General features: G+C 71.5%; 21 protein-coding genes. 8 read left to right on the forward strand and 13 right to left on the reverse strand.

Annotated elements, in window-relative coordinates; all coding sequences use genetic code 11:
* Window positions 1-44 precede the first annotated feature (44 nt).
* Window positions 45-1,040 (forward strand): FAD-dependent oxidoreductase, encoded by a 996-nt coding sequence (locus ACZ4N4_RS20075; protein ID WP_467590443.1) that lies wholly within the window; start codon window positions 45-47, stop codon window positions 1,038-1,040.
* Window positions 1,041-1,044: 4 nt separating this feature from the next.
* Here ACZ4N4_RS20075 and ACZ4N4_RS20080 read toward each other — a convergent pair whose 3' ends face one another.
* A complete protein-coding gene (locus tag ACZ4N4_RS20080) occupies window positions 1,045-3,000 on the reverse strand; it encodes a Xaa-Pro dipeptidyl-peptidase (protein WP_467590446.1) in 1,956 nt (651 codons plus the stop codon).
* Window positions 3,001-3,220: 220 nt separating this feature from the next.
* Here ACZ4N4_RS20080 and ACZ4N4_RS20085 point away from each other — a divergent pair, with 220 nt between their 5' ends.
* Window positions 3,221-4,690 carry a M1 family metallopeptidase gene (locus ACZ4N4_RS20085; protein ID WP_467590449.1) on the forward strand — a complete coding sequence of 490 codons (1,470 nt, stop codon included), beginning with the start codon at window positions 3,221-3,223 and terminating at the stop codon, window positions 4,688-4,690.
* 70 nt (window positions 4,691-4,760) lie between these two features.
* On the opposite strand, the gene ACZ4N4_RS20090 is transcribed toward ACZ4N4_RS20085, so the two are convergent.
* From ACZ4N4_RS20090 to ACZ4N4_RS20100, 3 genes are read right to left on the reverse strand one after another with little or no spacing between them, the layout of a single operon-like run.
* Window positions 4,761-5,252 carry a macro domain-containing protein gene (locus ACZ4N4_RS20090; RefSeq protein ID WP_467590452.1) on the reverse strand — a complete coding sequence of 164 codons (492 nt, stop codon included), beginning with the start codon at window positions 5,250-5,252 and terminating at the stop codon, window positions 4,761-4,763.
* A 42-nt stretch (window positions 5,253-5,294) separates the two neighbouring features.
* Complete coding sequence (locus ACZ4N4_RS20095) at window positions 5,295-6,764, reverse strand: amino acid permease (RefSeq protein WP_467590455.1); 1,470 nt, start codon at window positions 6,762-6,764, stop codon at window positions 5,295-5,297.
* Entirely contained in the window at window positions 6,761-6,904 is a 144-nt protein-coding gene (locus ACZ4N4_RS20100; RefSeq protein ID WP_467590458.1) for a hypothetical protein, read from the reverse strand. Before ACZ4N4_RS20100 ends, ACZ4N4_RS20095 begins: the two co-directional genes overlap by 4 nt.
* A 164-nt stretch (window positions 6,905-7,068) precedes the next feature.
* On the opposite strand from ACZ4N4_RS20100, the gene ACZ4N4_RS20105 reads away from it, so the two are divergent.
* The gene (locus ACZ4N4_RS20105; RefSeq protein ID WP_453567743.1) at window positions 7,069-7,791 is read left to right on the forward strand and encodes a MerR family transcriptional regulator; all 723 of its coding nucleotides are present in this window, start codon (window positions 7,069-7,071) and stop codon (window positions 7,789-7,791) included.
* A 67-nt stretch (window positions 7,792-7,858) separates the two neighbouring features.
* Here ACZ4N4_RS20105 and ACZ4N4_RS20110 read toward each other — a convergent pair whose 3' ends face one another.
* The 4 genes from ACZ4N4_RS20110 to ACZ4N4_RS20125 are packed head-to-tail and all read right to left on the reverse strand — an operon-like array spanning window position 7,859 to window position 13,490.
* Window positions 7,859-10,036 (reverse strand): 3-hydroxyacyl-CoA dehydrogenase NAD-binding domain-containing protein, encoded by a 2,178-nt coding sequence (locus ACZ4N4_RS20110; protein WP_467590462.1) that lies wholly within the window; start codon window positions 10,034-10,036, stop codon window positions 7,859-7,861.
* 40 nt (window positions 10,037-10,076) lie between these two features.
* Window positions 10,077-11,291, reverse strand: a complete 1,215-nt coding sequence (locus ACZ4N4_RS20115; RefSeq protein ID WP_450757596.1) for an acetyl-CoA C-acetyltransferase — start codon at window positions 11,289-11,291, stop codon at window positions 10,077-10,079.
* A 37-nt stretch (window positions 11,292-11,328) separates the two neighbouring features.
* Window positions 11,329-12,342 (reverse strand): LLM class F420-dependent oxidoreductase, encoded by a 1,014-nt coding sequence (locus ACZ4N4_RS20120; protein WP_467590465.1) that lies wholly within the window; start codon window positions 12,340-12,342, stop codon window positions 11,329-11,331.
* Window positions 12,342-13,490 carry a CaiB/BaiF CoA transferase family protein gene (locus ACZ4N4_RS20125; RefSeq protein ID WP_453567737.1) on the reverse strand — a complete coding sequence of 383 codons (1,149 nt, stop codon included), beginning with the start codon at window positions 13,488-13,490 and terminating at the stop codon, window positions 12,342-12,344. The genes ACZ4N4_RS20120 and ACZ4N4_RS20125 overlap by 1 nt, the downstream gene beginning before the upstream one ends.
* A 179-nt stretch (window positions 13,491-13,669) precedes the next feature.
* Between ACZ4N4_RS20125 and ACZ4N4_RS20130 the strand changes: the two genes are divergently transcribed.
* Window positions 13,670-14,848, forward strand: a complete 1,179-nt coding sequence (locus ACZ4N4_RS20130; RefSeq protein ID WP_467590468.1) for a saccharopine dehydrogenase family protein — start codon at window positions 13,670-13,672, stop codon at window positions 14,846-14,848.
* A gap of 16 nt (window positions 14,849-14,864) precedes the next feature.
* On the opposite strand, the gene mmpA is transcribed toward ACZ4N4_RS20130, so the two are convergent.
* From mmpA to ACZ4N4_RS20150, 4 genes are all read right to left on the reverse strand, one after another.
* Window positions 14,865-15,011 (reverse strand): morphogenic membrane protein MmpA, encoded by a 147-nt coding sequence (mmpA, locus tag ACZ4N4_RS20135; protein WP_467590471.1) that lies wholly within the window; start codon window positions 15,009-15,011, stop codon window positions 14,865-14,867.
* 62 nt (window positions 15,012-15,073) lie between these two features.
* Entirely contained in the window at window positions 15,074-15,763 is a 690-nt protein-coding gene (locus ACZ4N4_RS20140) for an endonuclease V (RefSeq protein ID WP_467590474.1), read from the reverse strand.
* 161 nt (window positions 15,764-15,924) lie between these two features.
* The gene (locus ACZ4N4_RS20145) at window positions 15,925-16,257 is read right to left on the reverse strand and encodes a plasmid stabilization protein (RefSeq protein ID WP_453567731.1); all 333 of its coding nucleotides are present in this window, start codon (window positions 16,255-16,257) and stop codon (window positions 15,925-15,927) included.
* A 54-nt stretch (window positions 16,258-16,311) separates the two neighbouring features.
* Window positions 16,312-17,415 carry a WD40/YVTN/BNR-like repeat-containing protein gene (locus ACZ4N4_RS20150; protein WP_467590477.1) on the reverse strand — a complete coding sequence of 368 codons (1,104 nt, stop codon included), beginning with the start codon at window positions 17,413-17,415 and terminating at the stop codon, window positions 16,312-16,314.
* Between the two features lie 203 nt (window positions 17,416-17,618).
* On the opposite strand from ACZ4N4_RS20150, the gene ssgD reads away from it, so the two are divergent.
* The 4 genes from ssgD to ACZ4N4_RS20170 all read left to right on the forward strand — a co-directional run bounded on the left by ssgD (window position 17,619) and on the right by ACZ4N4_RS20170 (window position 22,047).
* Entirely contained in the window at window positions 17,619-18,035 is a 417-nt protein-coding gene (gene ssgD, locus ACZ4N4_RS20155; RefSeq protein WP_453567727.1) for a spore wall synthesis regulator SsgD, read from the forward strand.
* A 295-nt stretch (window positions 18,036-18,330) separates the two neighbouring features.
* Window positions 18,331-19,968 carry an ABC-F family ATP-binding cassette domain-containing protein gene (locus ACZ4N4_RS20160; protein ID WP_467590481.1) on the forward strand — a complete coding sequence of 546 codons (1,638 nt, stop codon included), beginning with the start codon at window positions 18,331-18,333 and terminating at the stop codon, window positions 19,966-19,968.
* A 98-nt stretch (window positions 19,969-20,066) separates the two neighbouring features.
* The gene (gene ddaH, locus ACZ4N4_RS20165) at window positions 20,067-20,843 is read left to right on the forward strand and encodes a dimethylargininase (protein ID WP_467590484.1); all 777 of its coding nucleotides are present in this window, start codon (window positions 20,067-20,069) and stop codon (window positions 20,841-20,843) included.
* A gap of 229 nt (window positions 20,844-21,072) precedes the next feature.
* The gene (locus ACZ4N4_RS20170) at window positions 21,073-22,047 is read left to right on the forward strand and encodes an acyl-ACP desaturase (protein ID WP_453567722.1); all 975 of its coding nucleotides are present in this window, start codon (window positions 21,073-21,075) and stop codon (window positions 22,045-22,047) included.
* A gap of 207 nt (window positions 22,048-22,254) precedes the next feature.
* Here ACZ4N4_RS20170 and ACZ4N4_RS20175 read toward each other — a convergent pair whose 3' ends face one another.
* Window positions 22,255-22,878, reverse strand: coding sequence for a hypothetical protein (locus ACZ4N4_RS20175; protein WP_467590487.1), 624 nt, complete (start codon window positions 22,876-22,878; stop codon window positions 22,255-22,257).
* Window positions 22,879-22,885: the final 7 nt, after the last annotated feature.

Genomic DNA, 22,885 nt, shown 5'->3' on the forward strand with positions numbered 1-22,885 from the left:
GGACGATCTGAGCGCGGCATGACATATTCCGCTAACGTCCGGGCATGGACCGTGAGCTGGGCGGGGAAGTGATCGTGGTCGGCGGCGGGGTCGTCGGGCTGACCACGGCGGTGGTGCTGGCCGAGAGCGGGCGCCGGGTGCGGGTCTGGGCGCGGGAGAGCGGCGAGCGTACGACCTCGGCGGTCGCGGGTGCGCTGTGGTGGCCGTACCGGATCGAGCCGGAGCGGCTGGTCGGCGACTGGGCGCTCGAATCCCTCGCCGTGTACGAGGAGTTGGCGGCGCGGCCGGAGCACACGGGCGTACGCCTGGTCGAGGGCGTACACGACGGGCTGCGGCTGGACGAGCTGGGCCCGTGGGCGGCCCGGGTGCCGGGGCTGGCCGACACGCCCGAAGGCCTCTCGGCGCTGTTGCCGTTGATCGACATGCCGGTCCATCTCGCGTGGCTGCGGGAGCGGTTGAACAAGGCGGGCGGGACGGTCGAGGAGCGGGGGGTGCGCGGGCTGGGCGAGGTGCCGGCGGCGGTCGTGGTGAACTGCTCGGGGCTCGGGGCTCGTTCGCTCGTCCCCGATCCGGCCGTGCGTCCGGTGCGTGGGCAGCTGGTCGTGGTGGAGAACCCGGGGATCAGCACCTGGTACACCTCCGTCGCCAAGACCGCAGGGGGGCCTGGAGGAAGGGCTGGAGGGGGTTCCGAGGGAGGTTCCGAGGGGGGTGTCTCCGCCTACTTCTTCCCACAGCCCGGCGGGCTGCTGCTCGGGGGCACCGCGGAGGACGACGCCTGGTCCCTGGAGCCGGATCCGGACATCGCGGCCGGGATCGTGGCGCGGTGTGCGGCGGTACGGCCGGAGATCGCCGGGGCCCGGGTGCTGGGGCACCGGGTGGGGCTGCGGCCGTACCGGGACGCGGTCCGGCTGGAACGTGAACTCCTCCCGGACGGGCGGGTGCTGGTGCACAACTACGGGCACGGCGGGGCCGGGGTCACGGTGGCCTGGGGGTGTGCCCGTGAGGCGGCCGGGCTGGTGGAGCCGGGCCCGGCCGCCTGAGCGGTCAGCCCGCGGGGACGCGCTGCACGGTGCGCGGGACGCGTACGCCGGTCAGGGCGCCCGCCTTGGGAGCGGTCCAGCGCGCGGAGGTCGCGCGGGCGAACGCGGCCGCTCCCCCCACGAGCGGGACCCTGGCCGAGGTGCGGGACAGGTCCACGGTGAGCGTCGGGGTGCTGGACGGCGGATCGATGAGGTCCTTGTCCGTGCCCGCGACGATCAGCGCCAGCCGGTGCCCCTTGGGTACGACGTGGTCGGTGGCCGCCAGGTCGAGGGTGATCGTGTACTTCCTGCCCGGGGTCAGCGGGACGCCCTTGCCGGGGTCTGCGTAGGTGCCGAGGTCGGCCCAGCCGCGGCTGAAGACCGTGTAGTCGACGGGCTTGGTCCTGGCCGCGGTCTTCAGGAAGCAGGCGCTGTCGCCGGCCGTGCTCTCGCCCCAGCAGGTGCGGTCGGTGAGGGTGGTGATGCCCTCGGCGGCGTCGGCGTAGTCCCGGATGGTGTCCGGGCCGAGGTCGACCAGGACGGCGGTCAGGTGGGCCGTCGAGGTGGTCGGGGTGGCGGTGACCGTGACCTTGGAGGACCCGGACAGCCGCAGGTCGTGCGTGAGCGGCGCGGTGAGGAAGCCGGCCTTGTCCGAGGTCGGGGTGGCGATCTGGGCCGCCCAGTCGGTCTCGGACTGCTTCGGGTCGTCGGTGAACGTCTCGGTGCCGGATTTCCGGCTCAGGCCGAGGGTGCCCACACCTGCCTGGGTGCCGGTGGCGGGGCGCAGGGTGGTGGCCGCGGTGCCGCGCGGCGGCCAGACGGCGGAGGTCACCCACTGGTCGGGGTGGCGTTCGACGTCGGCCATCGGCTCGCGATCGATGCCGTTGTCGTAGCCGAGGAGTTCATGGTCGAACCAGCGGTGCAGGGTGTCGACCCAGGCGCCGCGCCGGTAGTCGAAGGGGTCGACGTGCCCGGTCTGGGAGAGCCAGATCTTGCGCTCGACGCCGTTCTTGGCGAGCGCGTCCCACCACTGACCGAAGTTCTTGGTGCGGACGTTGAGGTCCTGCATGCCGTGCACGAGGAACACGCTGGCACGCACCTTGGCGGCATCCTTGACGTAGTTCCGCTCGGTCCACAGGCCGGTCCAGTCGCCGGTGCGCGGTGCGCCGTCGACCAGCTTCTGCTGTACGGCACCGCACCTGGCGTTGGCCGCGTCGCTCTCCACCGCGCCGGCCAGCCAGTCGGGCCCGGAGTCGTAGAGCGGGGCGCCCTGGGCGAAGTAGTAGTCGTACCAGGAGGAGATGGAGCTGATCGGGACGATCGTCTTGAGGCCCTTGACGCCGGTGGCGGCGACGCCGTTGGCGATGGTGCCGTCCCAGCTCTTGCCGATCATGCCCGTCCTGCCGTTGGTCCAGCCGGCCTTGACGGCGGTGGTGCCGGTGCGGCTGCTGTAGCCCTTGGCACGGCCGTTCAGCCAGTCGACGACGGCCTTCGCGGACTGGATGTCCGAGCGGCCGCCGACGTCGACACAGCCGTCGGAGCGGTTGGTACCGGCCAGATCGACGCCGACGACGGCGTAGCCGCGGGGCACGAAGAAGTTGTCGTAGAACAGCGGCATCTGGACGACGTCGCCGTTGGCGTCGTACGTCTTGAGCTGGCTCTCGTTGCCGCGTCCGCAGCAGGAATAGTACGGGCTGGCGTCCATGATGACCGGCACCTTGCGGCCCTGCGCGGCGGGTTCGGCGGGCCGGACGATGTCGGCGGCGACGCGGTCGGTCTTCCCGTCGCCGTCGGAGTCGAGGCCGGTGTCCACCCAGACGGCCTCGCGAATGGCGTGGGCGTAGGAGTAGACCGGTCGGCTCTCGCGCGGGGCCGCGCCGGCCGCCTGGGCCGCGACCGGGCTGAGGAAGGCGGCCGTCAGGGCTGCGACGGCCGCGATGACGAACGGTCTCCAGATCGTGAAGCGCGTGCGTTTCGGCATGCGGCGGACGCTACCCCGGTCAACTCCTGCACAGAAGAGGGCACCTGAGGGACCGGCAGGACTGATTGCGGCCGAATGGCGATCGTGTGACAGCAGGGGCCGTGGACAGGCCAGGGGTCACAGGGACTCAATAGGCTCCGAACAGTTCCGTGCTCCATCGACCTGGCGTTCCCGCCCGGGCGTGGCGGGCGCCTCGGCCCCCTACCGACCTGGAGTTCTCGTGCACCGCAGAATCATCGCGCCGGGCGCACTCGCGGCGGCCTCCCTGCTGCTGGCGATCCCGGCATCGGCCGCGAGCTACAGCCCCGGCGCGCCGGGCATCGGCGACCCCTACTACCCGTACTACGGCAACGGCGGTTACGACGTCTCCCACTACGATCTGCGTCTGCAGTACCAGCCGGCCACCGACGAGCTGGCCGGTACGGCGACGATCCTGGCACGGACCACGCAGGACCTGTCCAGCTTCGATCTGGACTTCCTCCTGGACGTGAGCGAGGTGCGGGTCAACGGCGCGAAGGCGGACTTCGCCACGTCCGGTCAGCACGAGCTGGTCGTCACCCCGAAGGCGCCGCTGGCGAAGGGCACGCAGGTCACCGTCGTCGTCCGCTACAGCGGAGTGCCGTCGACGAAGAGCGCGTACGGCTTCAGCACCTGGCACCGTACGCCCGACGGGGCGGTCGCGGCGGACGAGCCCGAGTCCGCCTGGTGGTGGTACCCGAGCAACGACCACCCGCTGGACAAGGCGACCTACGACGTCTCGGTCGCCGTCCCCGACGGCACCCAGGTCATCTCCAACGGCCTGCTCCAGTCGTCGACTTCACAGCGCGGCTGGACCCGGTACAACTGGCGGCAGAACAAGCCGCAGGCGACCTATCTGACCACGCTGGCCGTCGGGAGGTTCGACATCACGACGAGCACCTCCGAGGGCGGGGTGCCGGTCGTCAACGCCTACAGCAAGGACCTCGGCGACAACGACGGGGCGGCGCGGGCGAGCGTGGAGCGCACCGGGGAACTCGTCGACTGGCTCTCCGGCTACTTCGGGCCCTACCCCTTCAGTTCGACCGGCGGGTACGTGCCGAACACGACGACCGGGTACGCGCTGGAGACGCAGACCCGCGTGTACTACAGCCCCAAGCAGTTCGCGAACGGGTCCAACACCTCCGTGGTCGTGCACGAGCTGGCGCACCAGTGGTACGGCGACGACGTCTCGCTCAAGGGCTGGAAGGACATCTGGCTCAACGAGGGCTTCGCCCGCTACGCCCAGTGGCTGTGGTCCGAGCACGAGGGTGAGGGCACGACGCAGGAACTCGCCGACTACGTGTACGCCTCGCATCCGGCCGACGACGCTTTCTGGACGGTCAGGCCGGGGGATCCCGGCCCGGACGACCAGTTCGACATCGCCGTCTACGACCGCGGGGCACTGGCCGTGCAGGCGCTGCGGGACGCGGTCGGCGACGACGCGTTCTTCACGATCCTGAAGGGGTGGCCGAAGGAGCACGCGTACGGCAACGCCTCGGTCGCCGACTTCCGGGAGTACGCCGAGAAGGTGTCCGGGAAGTCGCTGTCGGCGTTGTTCGACGCGTGGTTGTTCGAGCCGACGAAGCCGGCGGGGCCCGCGGCGAAGGCCGTGGGGGCCGTTGCCCAGCCGAAGTCGTGGAAGAAGATCGAGGCTACGAACGACGTGCACTAGGCGGTTGACGGGTGCGATGGGGTGGGGGGCTGCGGGGTCGTCGTGGCTGGTCGCGCAGTTCCCCGCGCCCCTAAAAGGGCGCTTCCTCGCCGTAGGAGTACACGGTGACCGGGATGTGGCGGGCCACCAAGCGTTCCGCTATCAGCGGCTCGACGCGGGGCCACTTCCCGCCCGCCAGGCCGCAGCCGATGCGGGGCATGTGTACCGAGGCTCCGAGTCCGGTCGCCTCGTCGGCCAGCCTGGCCAGGGCCGTGTCGATCGCCTCGTAGCGGACCGGCACGCCCTTGCTGCCGGTTCTGGTTCCCCGCTGGCCGATCATGTTGGCCACCCAGAGGTACCGCTCGACGCGGACCAGTTGGATCGCGCCCAGGCCGAAGTCGTTCTTCGCGCGGTCGCGGTGCCAGGCGCGGTACGCCTTCTCCGGCTCCGGCCAGCGCCGTGAGAGCGCCAGGACGAAGCCCTTCCCCCAGCCCCCCAGGTCGTTGCAGACATGCGCGATCACCTTGACGCCCTTGCCCGACGGCGCGGTGGCGTCACCCCGGATGTAAGTGATCTCCGACATGACGCCACCGTAGGCGATGGCGCTGACAATGGCGCTGAGCTGCTACTTCGTGAGCTGAGACAGTTCCTTGTCGGCGGTCTGGAAGACCCTGCGGCGGACCCCGAACCAGCCCGCCACCAGCAGTGCGGCGATGACCGGGATGAGCAGGAGGGTCTTGCGGCCGACCTCCGGGTCCTTCCACATCATGCCGAGGCAGACCAGCAGGAAGGCGATCGTGGCGATCTCGGTGACGGGGCTGAAGCGCAGGCGGAACGAGGGGCGGTCGACCAGGCCGGCCTTGGCACGGCGGACGAAGATCAGGTGGCAGAGCATGATGATCACCCAGGTGCTGATGATGCCGAGGGAGGCGACGTTCAGCACGATCTCGAAGGCCTGGCTGGGCACCAGGTAGTTCAGGCCGACGCCGAGCACGCAGACCGCGCAGGTCAGCAGGATGCCGCCGTAGGGGACCTGGCTGCGGTTCATGCGGGCCGTGAACTTCGGGGCCGAGCCGGCCACCGCCATGGAGCGCAGGATGCGGCCGGTGGAGTACAGGCCGGAGTTGAGGGAGGACATCGCCGCGGTCAGGACCACCAGGTTCATGACGTCGCCGGCGCCCGAGACGCCGATCTTGGAGAGGACCGTCACGAAGGGGCTCTGGTCGGCCGAGTACACCGAGCCGGGCAGGAGCAGGGCGAGCAGGACGACCGAGCCGACGTAGAAGATGCCGACGCGCCACATGATCGAGTTCACCGCGCGCGGGACGACCTTCTCCGGCTCGGCGGTCTCGCCCGCCGCGACGCCGACCAGCTCCAGGGCCGCGTACGCGAAGATCACGCCCTGCATGACCAGCACGACCGGCATCAGGCCGTGCGGGAGGACACCGCCGTGGTCGCTGATGACGCTCAGGCCCGGGTTCCGGCCGTCGACCTTGTGCTGGGTGGCCAGCAGGAAGATGCCGATCAGCATGAAGCCGACCAGGGTCGCGACCTTGATGATCGCGAACCAGAACTCCATCTCGCCGAAGATCTTCACCGAGATGAGGTTCACCGCCAGGACCACGGCCAGGGCGATCAGCGCGAGCGTCCACTGCGGGATGCTGGTGAACATGCTCCAGTAGTGCGTGTACAGCGCGATGGCGGTGATGTCGGCGATTCCGGTCGTCGACCAGTTCAGGAAGTACATCCAGCCGGCGACGTAGGCGCCCTTCTCGCCGAGGAACTCACGCGCGTACGACACGAAGGATCCGGACGACGGCCGGTACAGGACCAGCTCGCCGAGGGCGCGGACGACGAAGAAGGCAAAGATTCCGCAGACCAGGTAGGCGAGAGCGAGCGCCGGGCCCGCGTTGTGGAGGCGTCCGCCGGCGCCGAGGAAGAGGCCGGTGCCGATCGCGCCGCCGACGGCGATCATGTTGACGTGGCGGGGCTTGAGATCCTTGCTGTAGCCGGCGTCACCCGCGTCCGCGGGCGTCTGGGGCGCGTCGGTCCGGGTGGCTACGGCCTGTGCCGTGTCCACGGCGTTCTTGCTCACAGGTGGGTCCACTCTCTGGTGCGCCCGAGCGGGTCGCGCTCGGGTGTCCGGACGTACTCGGTCCGCGCGAGCGGGTCGCGCTCGGGTGTCCGGACGTACTCGGTCCGCGCGCTCGGTGTGGGCACAGACCAAGGTGCCATCTTCCCCCGGCCACCTGGGCGTATGCGATGGCACAGATCACAGAGCGGCGCTTCTCACAAGATTGCGGTCATGATATTCAAATGAACATCCGGCGAACGGATGATCGCGTAGCCCGCGCACCTTCCGGTGTCACAGTGCCGCTGTGACAGCGATACTGCTCCGCATGACGACCGACACCGACGGCGAGTCCGAGCCGGCGCTCACGATCGACGAGCTGGCCGCCCGAGCCGGCACCACGGTCCGCACGGTCCGGTTCTACGGCACCAAGGGGCTGCTTCCGCCCCCGGTGATCGGTGCCCGCCGGGTGGGCCGGTACGGGCCCGAGCACCTGGCCCGGCTGGCGCTCATCGAGGAGCTTCAGCACCAGGGCATGACACTGGCGGCGATCGAGCGCTATCTGCACCGGTTGCCGCCCGGGCTGAGCCATCACGACCTGGCCATCCACCGGGCCGTGGTGGCCTCCTGGGCCCCGGACGCCGAGGAGACGGTGAGCGCCGGGGAGCTACGGCGGCGGGCCGGGCGCCGACTGGACGAGGGGGACGTCGAGCGGCTCGTCGCGATGGATGTCGTACGGCCCGACGGTGACGCCTACCGCATCGACCCGGGCCTGTTCCGGCTCGCCGTACAGCTCCTGGACGTACCGCTGTCCGAGAAGGCGATCCTGGCCGCGCGCACGGTGCTGGCCGAGCACTCGCGCGCGGCCGCCCACGCGCTGTCGCAGCTGTTCCGGGAGGAGGTGGCGGAGCGGACCGAGCAGGACGTGAAGTCCCTGTCCGCCGATATGCAGCCGCTGGTGGTGCAGGCGCTCCTGACGACGTTCCAGCGCTCGCTCAGGCAAGAGGTGCACCAGTGGCTCGCCGGCTCGGCGGAGGTCCCGCCCTCCTGAGGACGGGACCGGGCCGGACGCCGGGGGGCGTCCGGCCCGTGGTGTGCCGTCGAGCGGGGCGGACCGGTCAGCGGGCGTCGGTGAAGGTCTCCCCCTTGTCCGCCTTCGTCACGAGCAGTGCGGGCGGCGTGAACCGCTCGCCGTAGGTCTCGGCGAGTTCGCGCGCGCGGGCCACGAAGCCCCGCAGGCCGCCGTCGTAACCGTTGATGTACTGGAGGACACCGCCGGTCCAGCCCGGGAAGCCGATACCGAAGAGCGATCCGATGTTGGCGTCCGCGACCGAGGTCAGGACGCCCTCCTCCAGGAGGCGGACGGTGTCGAGGGCCTCGGAGAAGAGCATCCGCTCCTGCATGTCCCGGAACGGGATCTCCTGGCCCGGCCGCGTGAAGTGCTCGCGCAGGCCCGGCCAGAGCCCGGCACGCTTGCCGTCCTCGGCGTAGTCGTAGAAGCCGGCCCCGCCGCTGCGGCCGGGGCGGCCGAACTCGTCGACCATGCGGTCGATGACGGCCTCGGCGGGGTGCGCGGTCCAGGTGCCGCCGGCCTCCTCGACGGCCAGCTTCGACTCGCGGCGGATCTTCTGCGGCAGGGTGAGGGTCAGCTCGTCCATCAGGGAGAGCACCTTGGCCGGGTACCCGGCCTGGGCCGCGGCCTGCTCGACGGAGGCGGGCTCGATGCCCTCGCCGACCATGGCGACGCCCTCGTTGATGAAGTGGCCGATCACCCGGGAGGTGAAGAAGCCGCGCGAGTCGTTGACGACGATCGGCGTCTTGTTGATCTGCCGGACCAGGTCGAAGGCGCGCGCCAGGGCCTCGTCGCCGGTGCGCTCGCCCTTGATGATCTCGACGAGCGGCATCTTGTCGACGGGCGAGAAGAAGTGCAGGCCGATGAAGTCCTCCTGGCGCTCCACCCCCTCGGCGAGGGCGGTGATGGGGAGCGTGGAGGTGTTGGAGCAGAGCAGGGCGTCGGGCGCGACGACCGCCTCGATCTCCTGGAACACCTTGTGCTTGAGCGAGGTGTCCTCGAAGACGGCCTCGATGACGGCGTCGCAGCCGGCGAGGTCCTGCGGGTCCGCGGTGGGGGTGATGCGGGAAAGCAGCGCGTCCGCCTTCTCCTGGCTGGTACGGCCCTTGGCGACGGCCTTGGCGCACAGCTTCTCGGAGTAGGCCTTGCCCTTCCGCGCGGCCTCGGCGGAGACGTCCTTGAGGACGACGTCGATGCCCGCGCGGGCGCAGGAGTAGGCGATGCCGGCGCCCATCATGCCCGCGCCGAGGACGGCCACCTTCGTGACCTTGCGGGGCTCCACGCCCTTCGGCCGGTTGGCACCGGAGTTGACGGCCTGGAGGTCGAAGAAGAACGCCTGGATCATGTTCTTGGAGATCTGCCCGGCGGCCAGCTCCACGAAGTAACGGGCCTCGATGACCTGGGCGTTGTCGAAGTCGACCTGGCTGCCCTCGACGGCGGCGGCCAGGATGCGGCGCGGCGCCGGATAGGGGGCGTTGTTGGTCTGCTTGCGCAGGCTCGCCGGGAAGGCGGGCAGGTTGGCCGCGAACTTCGGGTTGGCGGGCGTGCCGCCGGGGATCCGGTAGCCCGGCGTGTCCCAGGGCTGCCGGGACTCGGGGTTGGCGTCGATGAAGGCGCGGGCCTTGGCCAGCAGTTCCTCCGGCGTCTTGGCCACCTCGTGGATCAGGCCGTTCTCCTGGGCCCGGCGGGCGTTGTACTGGGTGCCCTGGAGGAGGACCTTCAGCAGCGCGTCGGCGATGCCGAGCAGGCGCACGGTACGGACGACTCCGCCGCCGCCCGGGAGCAGGCCGAGGGTGACCTCGGGGCAGCCGATCTTGGTGCCGGGGGTGTCGAGGGCGACGCGGTGGTGGCAGGCCAGGGCGAGTTCGAAACCGCCGCCCAGGGCCGCGCCGTTGATCGCGGCGACGACGGGCTTGCCGAGGGTCTCGATACGGCGCAGGTTGCGCTTGATGGCGAGGCCGCCGTCGAAGAGGTCCTGGGCGGTCTCGGGGGTGACCCGGATGAGGTCGCGCAGGTCGCCGCCGGCGAAGAAGGTCTTCTTGGCGGAGGTGAAGACGATGCCCCGGATCGAGTCCTGCTCGGCCTCCAGGCGGTCGGCGACCGCGGCCAGGGACTCGACGAAGGCCGCGTTCATGGTGTTGGCGGACTGGTTGGGGTCGTCCAGGACCAGGGTGACGACGCCGGTGTCGTCCTTTTCCCAGCGGATGGTGGTGCTCTCGGTCATGTGAGGGTCTCCGTGAGGTCTCTTGGTTCCGCCGGGGTTTTCAGACGCGCTCGACGATCGTGGCGATGCCCATGCCGCCGCCCACACACAGGGTGGCGAGGCCGTAGCGCTTGTCCTGGCGCTCCAGTTCGTCGACGAGGGAGCCGAGGATCATCGCGCCGGTGGCGCCGAGCGGGTGGCCGAGCGCGATGGCGCCGCCGTTGACGTTGACCTTGTCCAGGGACAGGCCCATGTCCTTCACGAAGCGCAGCACGACCGCCGCGAACGCCTCGTTGATCTCCACCAGGTCGATGTCGTCGATGGTGAGGCCGGCCTTGGCGAGGGCCTTGCGGGTGGCGGGGGCCGGGCCGGTGAGCATGATGGTCGGCTCGGAGCCGGAGACGGCGGCCGCGATGATCCGGGCGCGCGGGGTGAGGCCGTAGCGCTCGCCGATCTCCTTCGAGCCGATGGCGACCAGGGAGGCGCCGTCGACGATGCCGGAGGAGTTGCCCGCGTGGTGGACGTGGTCGATCTGCTCGACCCAGTGGTACTTCTGCAGCGCGACCGCGTCGAAGCCGCCCAGTTCGCCGATGTCGGCGAAGGAGGGCTTGAGCTTGGCGAGGGAGTCGGCGGTGGTGCCGGGGCGCAGGTGCTCGTCGTGGTCGAGGACGACCAGGCCCGCGCGGTCCTTCACGGGGACCACGGAACGCTCGAAACGGCCCTCCTTCACGGCCGTCGCCGCCCGCTCCTGGGAGAGCGCCGCGTACTCGTCGACGTCCCGCCGGGAGAAGCCCTCGATGGTGGCGATCAGGTCGGCGCCGATGCCCTGCGGCACGAAGTTGGTGGCCAGGTTGGTCATCGGGTCGTTGAACCAGGCGCCGCCGTCGGAGGCCATCGGCACCCGGGACATGGACTCGACGCCGCCGGCGAGGACGAGGTCCTCGAAGCCCGAACGGACCTTGGCGGCGGCCATGTTCACGGCTTCCAGGCCCGAAGCGCAGAAGCGGTTCTCCTGCACGCCGGCCACCGTGTCGGGCAGTCCGGCGGCGATGGCGGCGATCCGCGCGATGTCGGAGCCCTGGTCGCCGACCGGGCCGACGACACCGAGGACGATGTCGTCGATCGCGGCCGGGTCCAGGCCCGGGAAGCGGTCCTGGATCTCGTGGATGAGGCCGACGACCAGGTCGATGGGCTTCGTGCCGTGCAGGGCGCCGTTCGCCTTGCCGCGACCGCGCGGGGTGCGGATCGCGTCGTACACATACGCTTCGGTGCTCACTGACAAGCCTTTCAACGAGGGTTTGGGGCGGTGGGGGTCAGAGCCAGCTCTTGACGGTCTCGACCAGGCGGGCCGGGTCCGGGCCGACAGGGGTGATGTCGAGGGTGGTCACGCCCGCCTCGCGGAAGGCGGCGACGCGGTCACGGACGTAGCCCTCCGGGCCGCACAGGGATATGAGCTCGCAGAACTCGTCCGGTACGGCGGCCGCCGCGTCCCGGTGGCGGCCGGCCAGGTACAGCTCCTGGATGAGCCGGGCCTCCTTCTCGTAGCCGTAGGCGACGGCGAGGTCGTTGTAGAAGTTCTTGCCCGGTGCGCCCATGCCGCCGACGTAGAGGGCGATCCTGGGGCGGGCCAGGTCGCGCGCGGCGGCGGCGTCCTCGCCGATGGCGAGCAGGCCGCCGGCGACGATCCCCAGCGGTCCGAGGGCCGGGTCGCGGCGGGCGGTGCCCTCCGCCAGCGGGGTTCCCCAGACGTCCTGTGCCTTCTCGGGGATGAACAGGGTGGGCAGCCAGCCGTCGGCGATCTCGGCGGTCATCCGGACGTTGGCGGGGCCCAGGGAGGCGACGTAGAGCGGGACCTCGGCGCGGACCGGCCTGGTGAGGATCTTCAGGGGCTTGCCGAGACCGCCGGGGCGGGGCATGTCGGTGATGCCGTGGTGGTCGATGGTCTCGCGGCGCAGGATCCGCCGGGTCAGTTCGATGGTCTCGCGGGTGCGCCCGAGGGGCTTGTCGTAGGCCTTGCCGTGCCAGCCCTCGACCACCTGCGGGCCGGAGGCGCCGAGCCCGATGATCGCCCGGCCGCCGGAGATCGCGTCGAGGCCGGCGGCCGTCTGGGCGATGAGGGCGGGGGTGCGGGAGTAGACGTTGAGGATCGCGGAGCCGATCTTCATCCGCTCGGTGCGGGCGGCCAGGTATCCCATGATGGTGGGCGAGTCGAAGCCGTAGGCCTCCGCGACCCAGACCGTGTCGAGGCCCGCCGACTCCAGCGCGGCCGCCTGGTCCGCCGCGGTGCGCGGGTCGCCCGCGTAGTCGAGGAAGGTCGAGAGCTCCATCAGGTGGTGTCCTTGTCGTCGTCGAGCAGGGCGGGCACGGCCCAGTCCCGGGCCACCTCGATGGTGTCCCCGCCCGGCCGGGCGGGGGCGGTGCGCACGGCCGTGGGGGTCACGGAGAAGCGGGGGGCGGGGGCCGGCTGGGTGATGCCGCCGTGGTCGGTGAAGGTGCCGCGGGCCGCCAGGTGGGGGTGGTGCGGGGCCTCGCGCAGGGAGAGCACGGGGGCCACACAGGCGTCGGAGCCTTCGAAGACGGCCGTCCACTCGTCCCGGGTACGGGCCTTGAAGCGGGCGGCGACGCGCTCGCGCAGCTCGCCCCAGCGGGTCCAGTCCTTACGGGCGTCGGCCAGGTCGTCCAGGCCGCCCAGCAGCCGGAGGAACTCGGCGTAGAACTGCGGCTCCAGGGCGCCGACCGCCATGTGTCCGCCGTCGGCGGTCTCGTAGGTGCCGTAGTAGGGGCAGCCGCCGTCCAGCAGGTTGGCGGCGCGCCGGTCCTGCCAGCCGCCGGCGGCCACCATGCCGTGGATCATCGCGGCGAGGTGCGCGGTGCCGTCCACGATGGCGGCGTCCACGACCTGGCCGGAACCGGTCGCGCGCGCGTGGTGCAGCGCGGCCAGGACGCCGACGACGAGGTAGAGGGAGCCGCCCGCGTAGTCGCCGAGCAGGTTGGCGGGGACCGCCGGGGGTTCGTCGGGGCGGCCGATCATGCCGAGGGTGCCGGTGAGGGCGATGTAGGCGATGTCGTGGCCCGCGCGGTGGGCCAGCGGCCCCTCCTGGCCCCAGCCGGTCATCCGGCCGTAGACCAGGCGGGGGTTGCGGGCGTGGCACTCTTCCGGGCCGACGCCGAGCCGCTCGGCGACTCCGGGCCGGTTGCCCTCGATCAGGACGTCGGCGCGCTCGGCGAGGTCGAGGACGCGGGCCGGTCCGTCCGGGGCCTTCAGGTCGACCAGCACCGAGCGCTTGTTGCGGTTGGTGACGTCGTACGCGGGGTCGATGGCGAGCCCGGGGCCGCCGGGCCGGTCGACGCGGACCACGTCGGCGCCCAGGTCGGCGAGGAGCATGGCGGCGAACGGGCCCGGTCCGATGCCTGCCAGCTCGACCACGCGCACGCCGGAGAGCGGGCCGTGTCCTGGCGTCCCTGCCGTGGTCATGCCGCCCCCAGTCATGTGACACAACTGATGTAACACCGATGATGCTAAGAACACGTTCCACTGGGCACAAGAGTGGACGAGCAAGCGCTTAGTCAAGATACCCGGTGGGGGTGCGTCCGCACTTCTCACGCTAGCCTCAGCCACCGACAACGGCGCGGGTTGCACGACCGAGAGGTGTCATGAGCAGGCTGAAGACAACGGACCGTCCCTACGACATCGTGCTCTTCGGGGCCACCGGCTTCGTCGGCGAGCTCACCGCCGACTACCTCGCCGCCCACGCACCCCTGGGCCTGCGGTGGGCGGTCGCGGCCCGTGACGAGCGCAAACTGGAGGCGCTGCGCGAGCGGCTGCCGGCCGACACGGAGGTCGGACTGCTGCGCGCCGACGTCGCCGAGCCCGCCACGATCCGCGCCCTCGCCGAGCACGCGCGCGTGGTGGCCACCACGGTCGGCCCGTACGGCCGTTACGGCGAGGACCTGGTGGCGGCCTGCGCGGACACCGGTGCGGACTATCTGGACCTGTGCGGGGAGCCCGAGTTCGTGGACCTGACGTACGTGCGGCACGACGCACGCGCGCAGGAGACCGGGGCCCGCCTGGTGCACGCCTGCGGCTTCGACTCGGTCCCGCACGACCTGGGCGCCTACTTCACGGTCCGTCAGCTGCCCGAGGGCGTGCCGCTGACCGTGGACGGCTTCGTGACCGCCGACGCGACCTTCTCCGGCGGCACCTTCGCCTCCGTCCTCGACCAGTTCGCGCGCCCCCGGCAGATGATCGCCGCCGCCCGGGACCGCGCCCGGTACGAGCCCCGGCTGATGAACCGCCGGGCGACCGCGCCCGCCGGCCCGCCGCGCTTCGCCAAGGAGATAGGCGCCTGGGCGCTGCCGCTGCCCACCATCGACGCCCAGATCGTGCGCCGTTCGGCGAAGGCCCTGGACCGCTACGGCCCGGACTTCCGCTACCGGCACTACGCGGCCGTCAGGCATCTTCCGGTGGCGCTCGGCGGGGTGGCGGCCGTGGGCGCGGTCGCCGCGGCCGCCCAGTTGCCGCCCGCCCGGCGCTGGCTGTCGGACCGGCTCAGGCCCGGGGAGGGGCCCAGCGCGGAGAAGCGGGCCCGCAGCTGGTTCACGGTCCGGTTCGTCGGCGAGGGCGGCGGACGGCGGGTCTTCACGGAGGTCTCGGGCGGCGATCCGGGCTACGGCGAGACGGCGAAGATGTTCGCCGAGGCCGCGCTCTCCCTCGCCTTCGACGACCTGCCGGCGACGGCCGGCCAGGTCACCACCGCGCAGGCGATGGGCGACGCGCTGACCGAACGGCTGCGCGCGGCCGGCATCGGCTTCCGGGTGGCCGCGACCCGCTAGCGGGCGCCGGCCCGGGTCAGGACTGCCAGACCAACACGGTGCAGACCATCCCCACGACCCAGGCGAACCCCGCCACCACAGCGAGGACGAGCGCCGCGTTGACGGCGCGCTCGACGGGCTGGGCGGGGTCGGCGACGGGCTTGGGAGTGCGGTGTGTCGTCATGCGGGCCAGCCTGCCCCGGGGACCGGGGCCGCCACATCCGTACGCGTACTCAGTACGGATACTCAGGCCCGGGCCTCCCGCAGTGCCCTGCGGCACAGCGCGTCCGCACGGCGGGTGGTCTCCGGCAGGCGGTACTCCGGGGTGAGCGCCAGCGTGTGGGCGCAGGCGTTGTCCAGGCTCACCCGGTGGCCGACGGAGACGAACACCGGCTTGACGCCGTCCCGGGTGCGCAGCGCGCGGCCGACCTCCTCGGCGCCGGCGAGGAGCGGTGCCCGGCTGCCGCGCGGGGCGTCCGGGTCGTCGTACGCGAAGGCGAACGGGTTCTTGGCGACGCCGACGGTGGGCAGGCCGGTGAGGACGCCGAGGTGGCTGGCGAGGCCGAAGCGGCGCGGGTGGGCGAGGCCGTAGCCGTCGCAGACGACCAGGCCCGGCGAACACGGCAGGGCGTCCAGCGCCGCCCGTAGGGTGGGGATCTCGCGGAAGGCGAGCAGGCCGGGCACGTACGGGAAGGAGACCCGGCCGACGGCGGTGGCCTCGGCCACCGGTTCCAGGGTCGCCGCGTCCAGCACGACGGCCGCCGCGGCGACCAGGTCCCGGTCGTCGTCGTAGGCCACGTCGACCCCCGTGACATGGCCCGCGCCGGGCGCCGGTCCCGGCTCGTCGAGAACCACCCGCCCCCGCAGCTCGTCCTGCACGGCCAGGGCCGCTTCCTCCGTCGCGGGCCAGCCCGCGGGTACGCGTACGGTCGTCATGGTGGCCACGAGCGTACGGCGCGCCACGCGCGCGTGCGGCGACGGGTCGGACCATGATCCGTCGGCGGTCCGCCAGGACCCGGCGCAGGACGCCGCCCACGCGCGCGTGCCGGCCGAAGCGAGACCCCGGCGTACGGCCCGGCTCACTCGCGCCGGGCGGGTCAGCTCTTCTTGGCGTCCAGAGCGCGTTGCAGTTGTGCCTTGTTCATGTCCGAGCGGCCCTCGATGCCGCGCTGTTTGGCCTCCTCGTAGAGCTGGTCGTAGGTCGGGCCCGCGGCGCCGCTGTGCGAGCGCTTGCCGCCGCGCCTGCCGGAGGACATGTCCTGGGTGGACGTACGGCTGGCGGTCTTGGACTCGCCGGAGCGGGCGCGTTCCTTGTTGACGGTCCGCGCGGCGATCTCCTCGGCGCGCTGTTCGCTCTCGCCCCGGTCGAGCGCGCTGTCCTTGATGTGCTCGTACTGACGTTCCCGCTTGGGGCTGGATCCGCGTGGCATGACCACTCCCTCCGTGTCCCTTCGTCGGTATTGCCGCCACCGGGTACCCGCGCGTCAGCGCTCCAGACGTGCCACCCGGCCCTGCTCACCGGCGGCCCAGCAGCTCAGGTCCGGGGTGCAGTCGACGGTGTCGTACGAGCCGGTGTCGACGGTCCGCCAGGTGCGGCCGCCGTCGGTGGTCAGGTCGGTGCCGGTGGGGCCGACGGCGAGGGCGGTGGTGCGGCTGTGCGGGAGCCAGGCCGCGCCGGAGCGGTACGCGGGCGGCGGGGTCGCCGCGGGCTGCCAGGTGCGGCCGCCGTCGCGGGTGACCGCGGCCGCCTGCGGGGAGGGCTGGTCGGGCCGGTAGTCGCCGCCGACCGCCAGGCCGTGGGTGCGGTCACGGAAGGCGAGGGCGAAGACGCCCTTGGCGGGATCGCCGGCCGGGACGGGCGTGTCGGTGGCGGTCCAGGTCAGTCCGCGGTCGGTGGAGTGCAGCACGCGCGCGTGCGTGCCGCCACCGGTGGCCAGCCAGGCGTCCTTCGGCCCGGAGGCGACCAGGCACTGGCCACTGGCGGCGAACCCGGCCTCGCCGTCCAGGGCGGCCGGCATCCCGGTGTCGGGCAGCACCCGCCAGGAGCGGCCGCCGTCGCCGGTGGCCAGGATGCGGAACCTCCCCTCCACCGGGTCGCTCATGGCGAGGCCGTGGCGGCGGTCGAAGAAGGTCATGCAGTCGTAGAAGGCGGCGGGGTCGGTGTTGCGGAAGGACTCGGTCCAGGTCGCCCCGCCGTCGTCGGTGCGGTAGACGCGGGACGCCTCGCCCTCGCCGATGGCCAGCACCACCGCGCGGCGCGCGTCGAACGCCTCGACGTCCCGGAACTGGAGGTCGCCCGCGCCCGGCGGAGAGACGTTCCGCCAGGTCGTCCCGCCGTCGGTGGTGCGCAGCACGGTGCCGGCCGTTCCGGCCAGCCACGCGGTGTGGCGGTCGACGGCGGCCAGACCGCGGAACCGCACGTCCGGTGTGCCGGTGTCCTTGAGCACCCAGTGCGGTGCCGGTGTCGCCGCCCGCGCGGAACCCGCGGTCAGCGCGGCCAGCGCCGCCGCGCACGCCACCCCCACCGCCACCGTTCGGCTCGTACGTCCCGTCCGTCCTGACCGCCGCGTGCTCCCCAAGCGCCTCATGGCGCGGGAAGTTAGCCCACTGTCCCGGTGCCGTCCAGAGGGCCCCGCCGTCCCATGGGCCAGGTAAGCCCCGGGTGTGAATGAAGCCGGTGACAGAGGTCACTCGCACTTCGCGTGCACGGATCGGCCACTTCCGTCGTCTCTTCCAGTGCCAGGTCTTATACGCCCGGAAATTCGTCGAGCCGTCACTAGGGAGCAAGGCCTTGTCCACTGTCATCGAGCAGCCCGTGGAGGCCCGACTGGTCGCCGCGTCGCCCCGCATGCCGAGCATTCCCGCCAGCCTCAGCTACGACAGCGAGGACCCCTTCGCCGTCCGTATGACGTTCCCGGCCCCGGCCACCCTGGAGGGCGTGGACGTCTGCTGGACGTTCTCCCGCGAACTGCTCGCGGCCGGCCTGCACGCCCCTGAGGGCGCGGGGGACGTCCGGGTGCGACCGTACGGCTACGACCGGACCGTCCTGGAGTTCCACGCCCCCGAGGGGACCGCCGTCATCCATGTGCGCACGGGCGAGATCGAGCGGTTCCTGGAGGCGACCGGTGACCTGGTGCCCACCGGCCTCGAACACCTCCGGCTGGACCTCGACCACGACCTGGCCGAACTGATGCGGGACGCCTGCTGAGCCACCCGGTGGCGTCGGCCGGCCGCCGCACGGGGTCGCGATTAATTGCGTTGACACCCCGTGTGGGGCCCTCCTAACTTGTACGACGGTTCTGTTGCCGTCGATAGGAGAAGGACGTTGCTCGTCTGAGGACTCGAGACACCGCGTCACACCCGTGAGGTGTGTCCGTGGCGTTCGACCTCGGCGTGCGAGCCGTCCCCCGGCACAGGCATCTCTCCCCTGGCCCCTCGGCTGCTGTCCCGCGGTGTCTCGACACGCGTCTGTCCCCGACACCGCAAGCAACCGCGAGGCGCCCATGTCTGCATCTGTCACCTGCACCTCCCTGTCCTTCTCCTGGCCCGACGGCTCCTGCGTCCTCGACGGCCTGGACGTCGCCGTAGGTCCCGGCCGGACCGGTCTCGTCGGCGTCAACGGATCAGGGAAATCCACCCTTCTCAAGCTCATCGCCGGTGAGCTCACCCCGTCCGACGGCACCGTGAAGGTGGCCGGCGACGTCGGTTACCTCCCGCAGAACGTCACCCTGGACACCGCGCTGCGCGTCGAGGAGGCGCTCGGCATCGCCGCCCGGCGGGCCGCGCTGCACGCCATCGAGGCGGGCGACGCGTCCGAGGCGCACTTCGAGACGCTCGGCGACGACTGGGACGTCGAGGAGCGCGCCCTGGTCACCCTCGGCGAGCTCGGACTCGGCCACATCGGACTCGACCGGACCGTCGGCGAGGTCTCCGGCGGCGAGTCGGTGCTGCTGCGACTGGCCGCGCTGCTCCTGGACCGGCCGGACGTACTGCTGCTCGACGAGCCCACCAACAACCTCGACCTGTACGCCCGCAAGCGGCTGTACGCGGCCGTCGCGTCCTGGCCGGGCCTGCTGATCGTGGTCAGCCACGACCGTGAACTCCTCGACCTGGTCGACCAGATCGCCGACCTGCACGCGGGGGAGGTCACCTGGTACGGCGGCAACTTCTCGGCGTACGAGGAGGCGCTCGCCGTCGAACAGGAGGCGGCCGAGCGCATGGTGCGGGTCGCCGAGGCCGATGTCCGCAAGCAGAAACGCGAACTGTCCGACGCCCAGGTCAAACTGGCCCGCCGCAAGCGGTACGGGCAGAAGATGTTCGAGCAGAAACGCGAGCCGAAGATCGTCATGGGGGCCCGCAAGCGGGCCGCTCAGGAGTCCGCGGGCAAGCACCGCATCATGCACGAGGAGCGGCTCAGCGAGGCGAAGGAGCGGCTGGACGAGGCGGTGGAAGCGGTACGGGACGACGACGAGATCCGCGTCGAACTGCCGTACACGGCCGTACCGCCGGGCCGGAACGTGCTGACGCTGGAGAATCTGGAGCTCGCGCACGGCTCGCGGGTGAAGGGGATCCTCGATCTGCGCGGGCCCGAGCGGATCGCGCTGATCGGGCGCAACGGCGCGGGCAAGACGACGCTGCTGCGCACGATCGCCGGGGAGCTGGAGCCGGTCGCGGGCGAGGCGCACGCGCATGTGCCGCTGCGTTTCCTGCCGCAGCGGCTGGACGTGCTCGACGGGGAGCTGACCGTGGCCGAGAACGTGGCCAGGTTCGCGCCGGGCGCCACCAACAACCGGATCCGGGCCCGGCTGGCCCGCTTCCTGTTCCGGGGCGCCCGCGCCGACCAGCGGGCGGCCACGCTCTCCGGCGGCGAACGCTTCCGGGCGGCGCTGGCCGCGCTGCTCCTGGCCGAGCCCGCCCCGCAGCTGCTGATGCTCGACGAGCCGACGAACAACCTCGACATGGCGAGCGTGCGGCAGCTCACCACGGCGCTGGAGTCGTACCAGGGGGCTCTGATCGTGGCCAGTCACGATCTTCCCTTCCTGGAGTCGATCGGGCTCACCCGCTGGCTGCTGATGGCGGACGGGGAGCTGACGGGCACCGCGCCGGAGGAGGTGGCGCGTCTCAGGAGGGGCACAGCCTGACAACGAGGGTTTTGTCGACACGGACCCGCCCTGCATGATGGCGGTCCGGCGCCCCCACAATGGGCGCCGGACCCGACCGCCGACCCCGGAGACCCGTCGTGCCCAGCAAGAAGGCCCTCATCCGCCGCCCCAGCCCGCGCCTCGCCGAAGGTCTGGTGACGCACATCGAGCGGGAGACGGTCGACGACGAGCTCGCCCTGAACCAGTGGGAGGAGTACGCGCAGACGCTGCGCGCGCACGGCTGGGAGACCGTCGAGGTCGATCCGGAGGACGACTGCCCCGACTCGGTCTTCGTCGAGGACACGGTCGTCATGTACAAGAACGTGGCACTGATCACCCGGCCCGGCGCGGAGTCCCGGCGTGCGGAGACCGCCGGGGTCGAGGAGGCGGTGGCCCGCCTCGGCTGCTCGGTGAACTGGATCTGGGAGCCGGGCACGCTGGAGGGCGGCGACGTCCTCAAGGTCGGCGACACCCTCTACGTCGGCCGGGGCGGGCGGACCAACGCGGCCGGGGTGCAGCAGTTGCGGGCGGTGTTCGAGCCGCTGGGCGCGCGGGTCGTCGCCGTACCGGTGAGCAAGGTGCTGCATCTGAAGTCGGCGGTGACCGCGCTTCCCGACGGAACGATTCTGGGGCACATCCCGAACGTGGACCGGCCCTCGCTCTTCCCGGGTTTCCTGGCGGTGCCCGAGGAGGCCGGCGCCCATGTGGTGCTGCTGGGCGGCGGCAAACTGCTGATGTCGGCGAGCGCCCCGAAGACGACGGAACTGCTGACCGACCTCGGCCACGACGTGGTCACGGTGGACATCTCCGAGTTCGAGAAACTCGAGGGATGTGTGACGTGCCTCTCGGTGCGACTGCGGGAGTTGTACGTCTGACCGGGTGATCGAGTCACCCCTCCAGCCCCGGGACCTGCGGGTCCCCGGGCGGTTTGGCATGTCCCGAATCGCCCTGGGCACGGCGCCTGATCAGGAGTCTTTACGGCGCGCTTAACCTACGGCTTCGTAACCTACGGGTTCGTAGCCTACGATCACGTAGGTTTCCCGGCACCGCTCGCCGGTTCTCTCCCGTTCACTCGCTCTTGTTCGGCGTCCCCCTGGAGTTCTCGTGACGATCACTTCTCCCCATCTCGGCAGCTCGACCGCCTGGACCGACGCGCGGCTGCTGTACGCCCTGGAGGAAGTGGTCGAGAAGGAGCTGAACCGCCATCTGAAGGTCGCCAAGGACTGGATGCCGCACGAGTACGTGCCGTGGTCGGACGCCCGTAACTTCCCCGGTTTCTTCGAGGACGGCGAGGCCTGGGGCAAGGAGCAGTCCAAGGTCACCGAGATCGGCCGGATCGCCCTGGTGGTGAACCTGCTCACCGAGGACAACCTGCCCAGCTACCACCACGAGATCGCCTCGCTGTTCGGCCGGGACGGCGCCTGGGGCACCTGGGTGCACCGCTGGACCGCCGAGGAGGGCCGGCACGGCATCGTGATGCGCGACTACCTGCTCGCCTCCCGCGCGGTCGACCCGGACAAGCTGGAGGCGTTCCGGATGTCGCACATGAGCGAGGGCTTCGAGTCGGACAACAGCCACTCGATGCTGCACTCGGTCGCCTATGTGGCCTTCCAGGAGCTCGCGACCCGCATCTCGCACCGCAACACCGGCCACCAGTCCGGCGACCCGGTCTGCGACCGCATGCTGGCCCGGATCGCGACGGACGAGAACCTGCACATGGTCTTCTACCGCAACCTGCTCAAGGCGGCCTTCGACCTCGCCCCGGACCTGACCATGCAGGCGGTGCGGGACGTCGTGGTCAACTTCCGGATGCCCGGCCACGGCATCCCCGGCTTCGAGCGGGCCGCCGCCCAGATGGCCATCGGCGAGGTCTACAACCTGCGCATCCACCACGACGACGTGATCCAGCCGGTGCTGCGCCACCTGAAGGTCCTGGAGATCGACGGCCTCGGCCCGGAGGGCCTGCGGGCGCAGGAGGAACTCGGCCTGTTCATGGGCGGGCTGGACGCGGAGGCCCTGAAGTTCGACGAGAAGCTGGCCGCGCGCAAGGCGCGGATGGCGGCGCGCGCCGGGGCGTGAACCCACGACGGAGGGGCGCGCGGATTTCCCGGCGCGCCCTGCCGGTGGCCTGAGCCGGCCCGGGCCGAACGGAGCCGAGGACGCGCCGCGCCCGCTCGTCCGCGACCACCTGGGTGACCACGAGGAGGCCTGGGCGGTCCTGGCCCAGCTGCTCAGCACCTTCCACGGCACGACCGAGGAACTGATCGTGACCGCCGGGGCCATCGCCTAGGACAGTCGCTGCGCCGCCGCCCGCTCCTTGTACCGGGCGGGATAGCGTTCGGTGAACTTCACCGCCCAGACCAGCAGGGCGATGGGGACGACCCAGTTGAAGCAGTCGCTCTGCCCGGGCAGTCGGATGGCGAGCCAGGTGGACAGGGCCATCAGCGCGAAGACCACGCCCCAGGCCGCCGTCAGCACCATGTTGACGTGGGTGAAGACGGGCGAGCCCCAGTACTCGCGCGGCACCGAGTGGCGGGCGTACTGCGCGGTGAAGGGGTCGGCCAGCAGGGAGCCGAGCGCCACGACGGCCACCACCGCGCTGGAGATGACCTGGGCGTACGTCTCCAGCCAGATCAGCTCGTGGCGGTCCAGGGCGAGGGCGAGGACGCAGAGCACCGCGAAGAACACGATGGCGACCATGTCCAGCAGGAAGAACCGGCCCCGGAGCATGTCCTTGCCGGACAGCACGACCGCGGCGACCAGTGCCGCCAGCGCCGCGTACTCCCAGGTGCTGGGGCTCGCGACGACGCCGAAGATGATCCACGGGGCGAAGGAGAGGAAGACGCTCCCGGTACCGGCGGGCTTCTCGGCCCGGGTCCGGACGGCCGGCCGCTGTTCCGTGTGTCCCATGGGAGCT

It is taken from the genome of Streptomyces sp. NPDC026538, assembly GCF_055567535.1.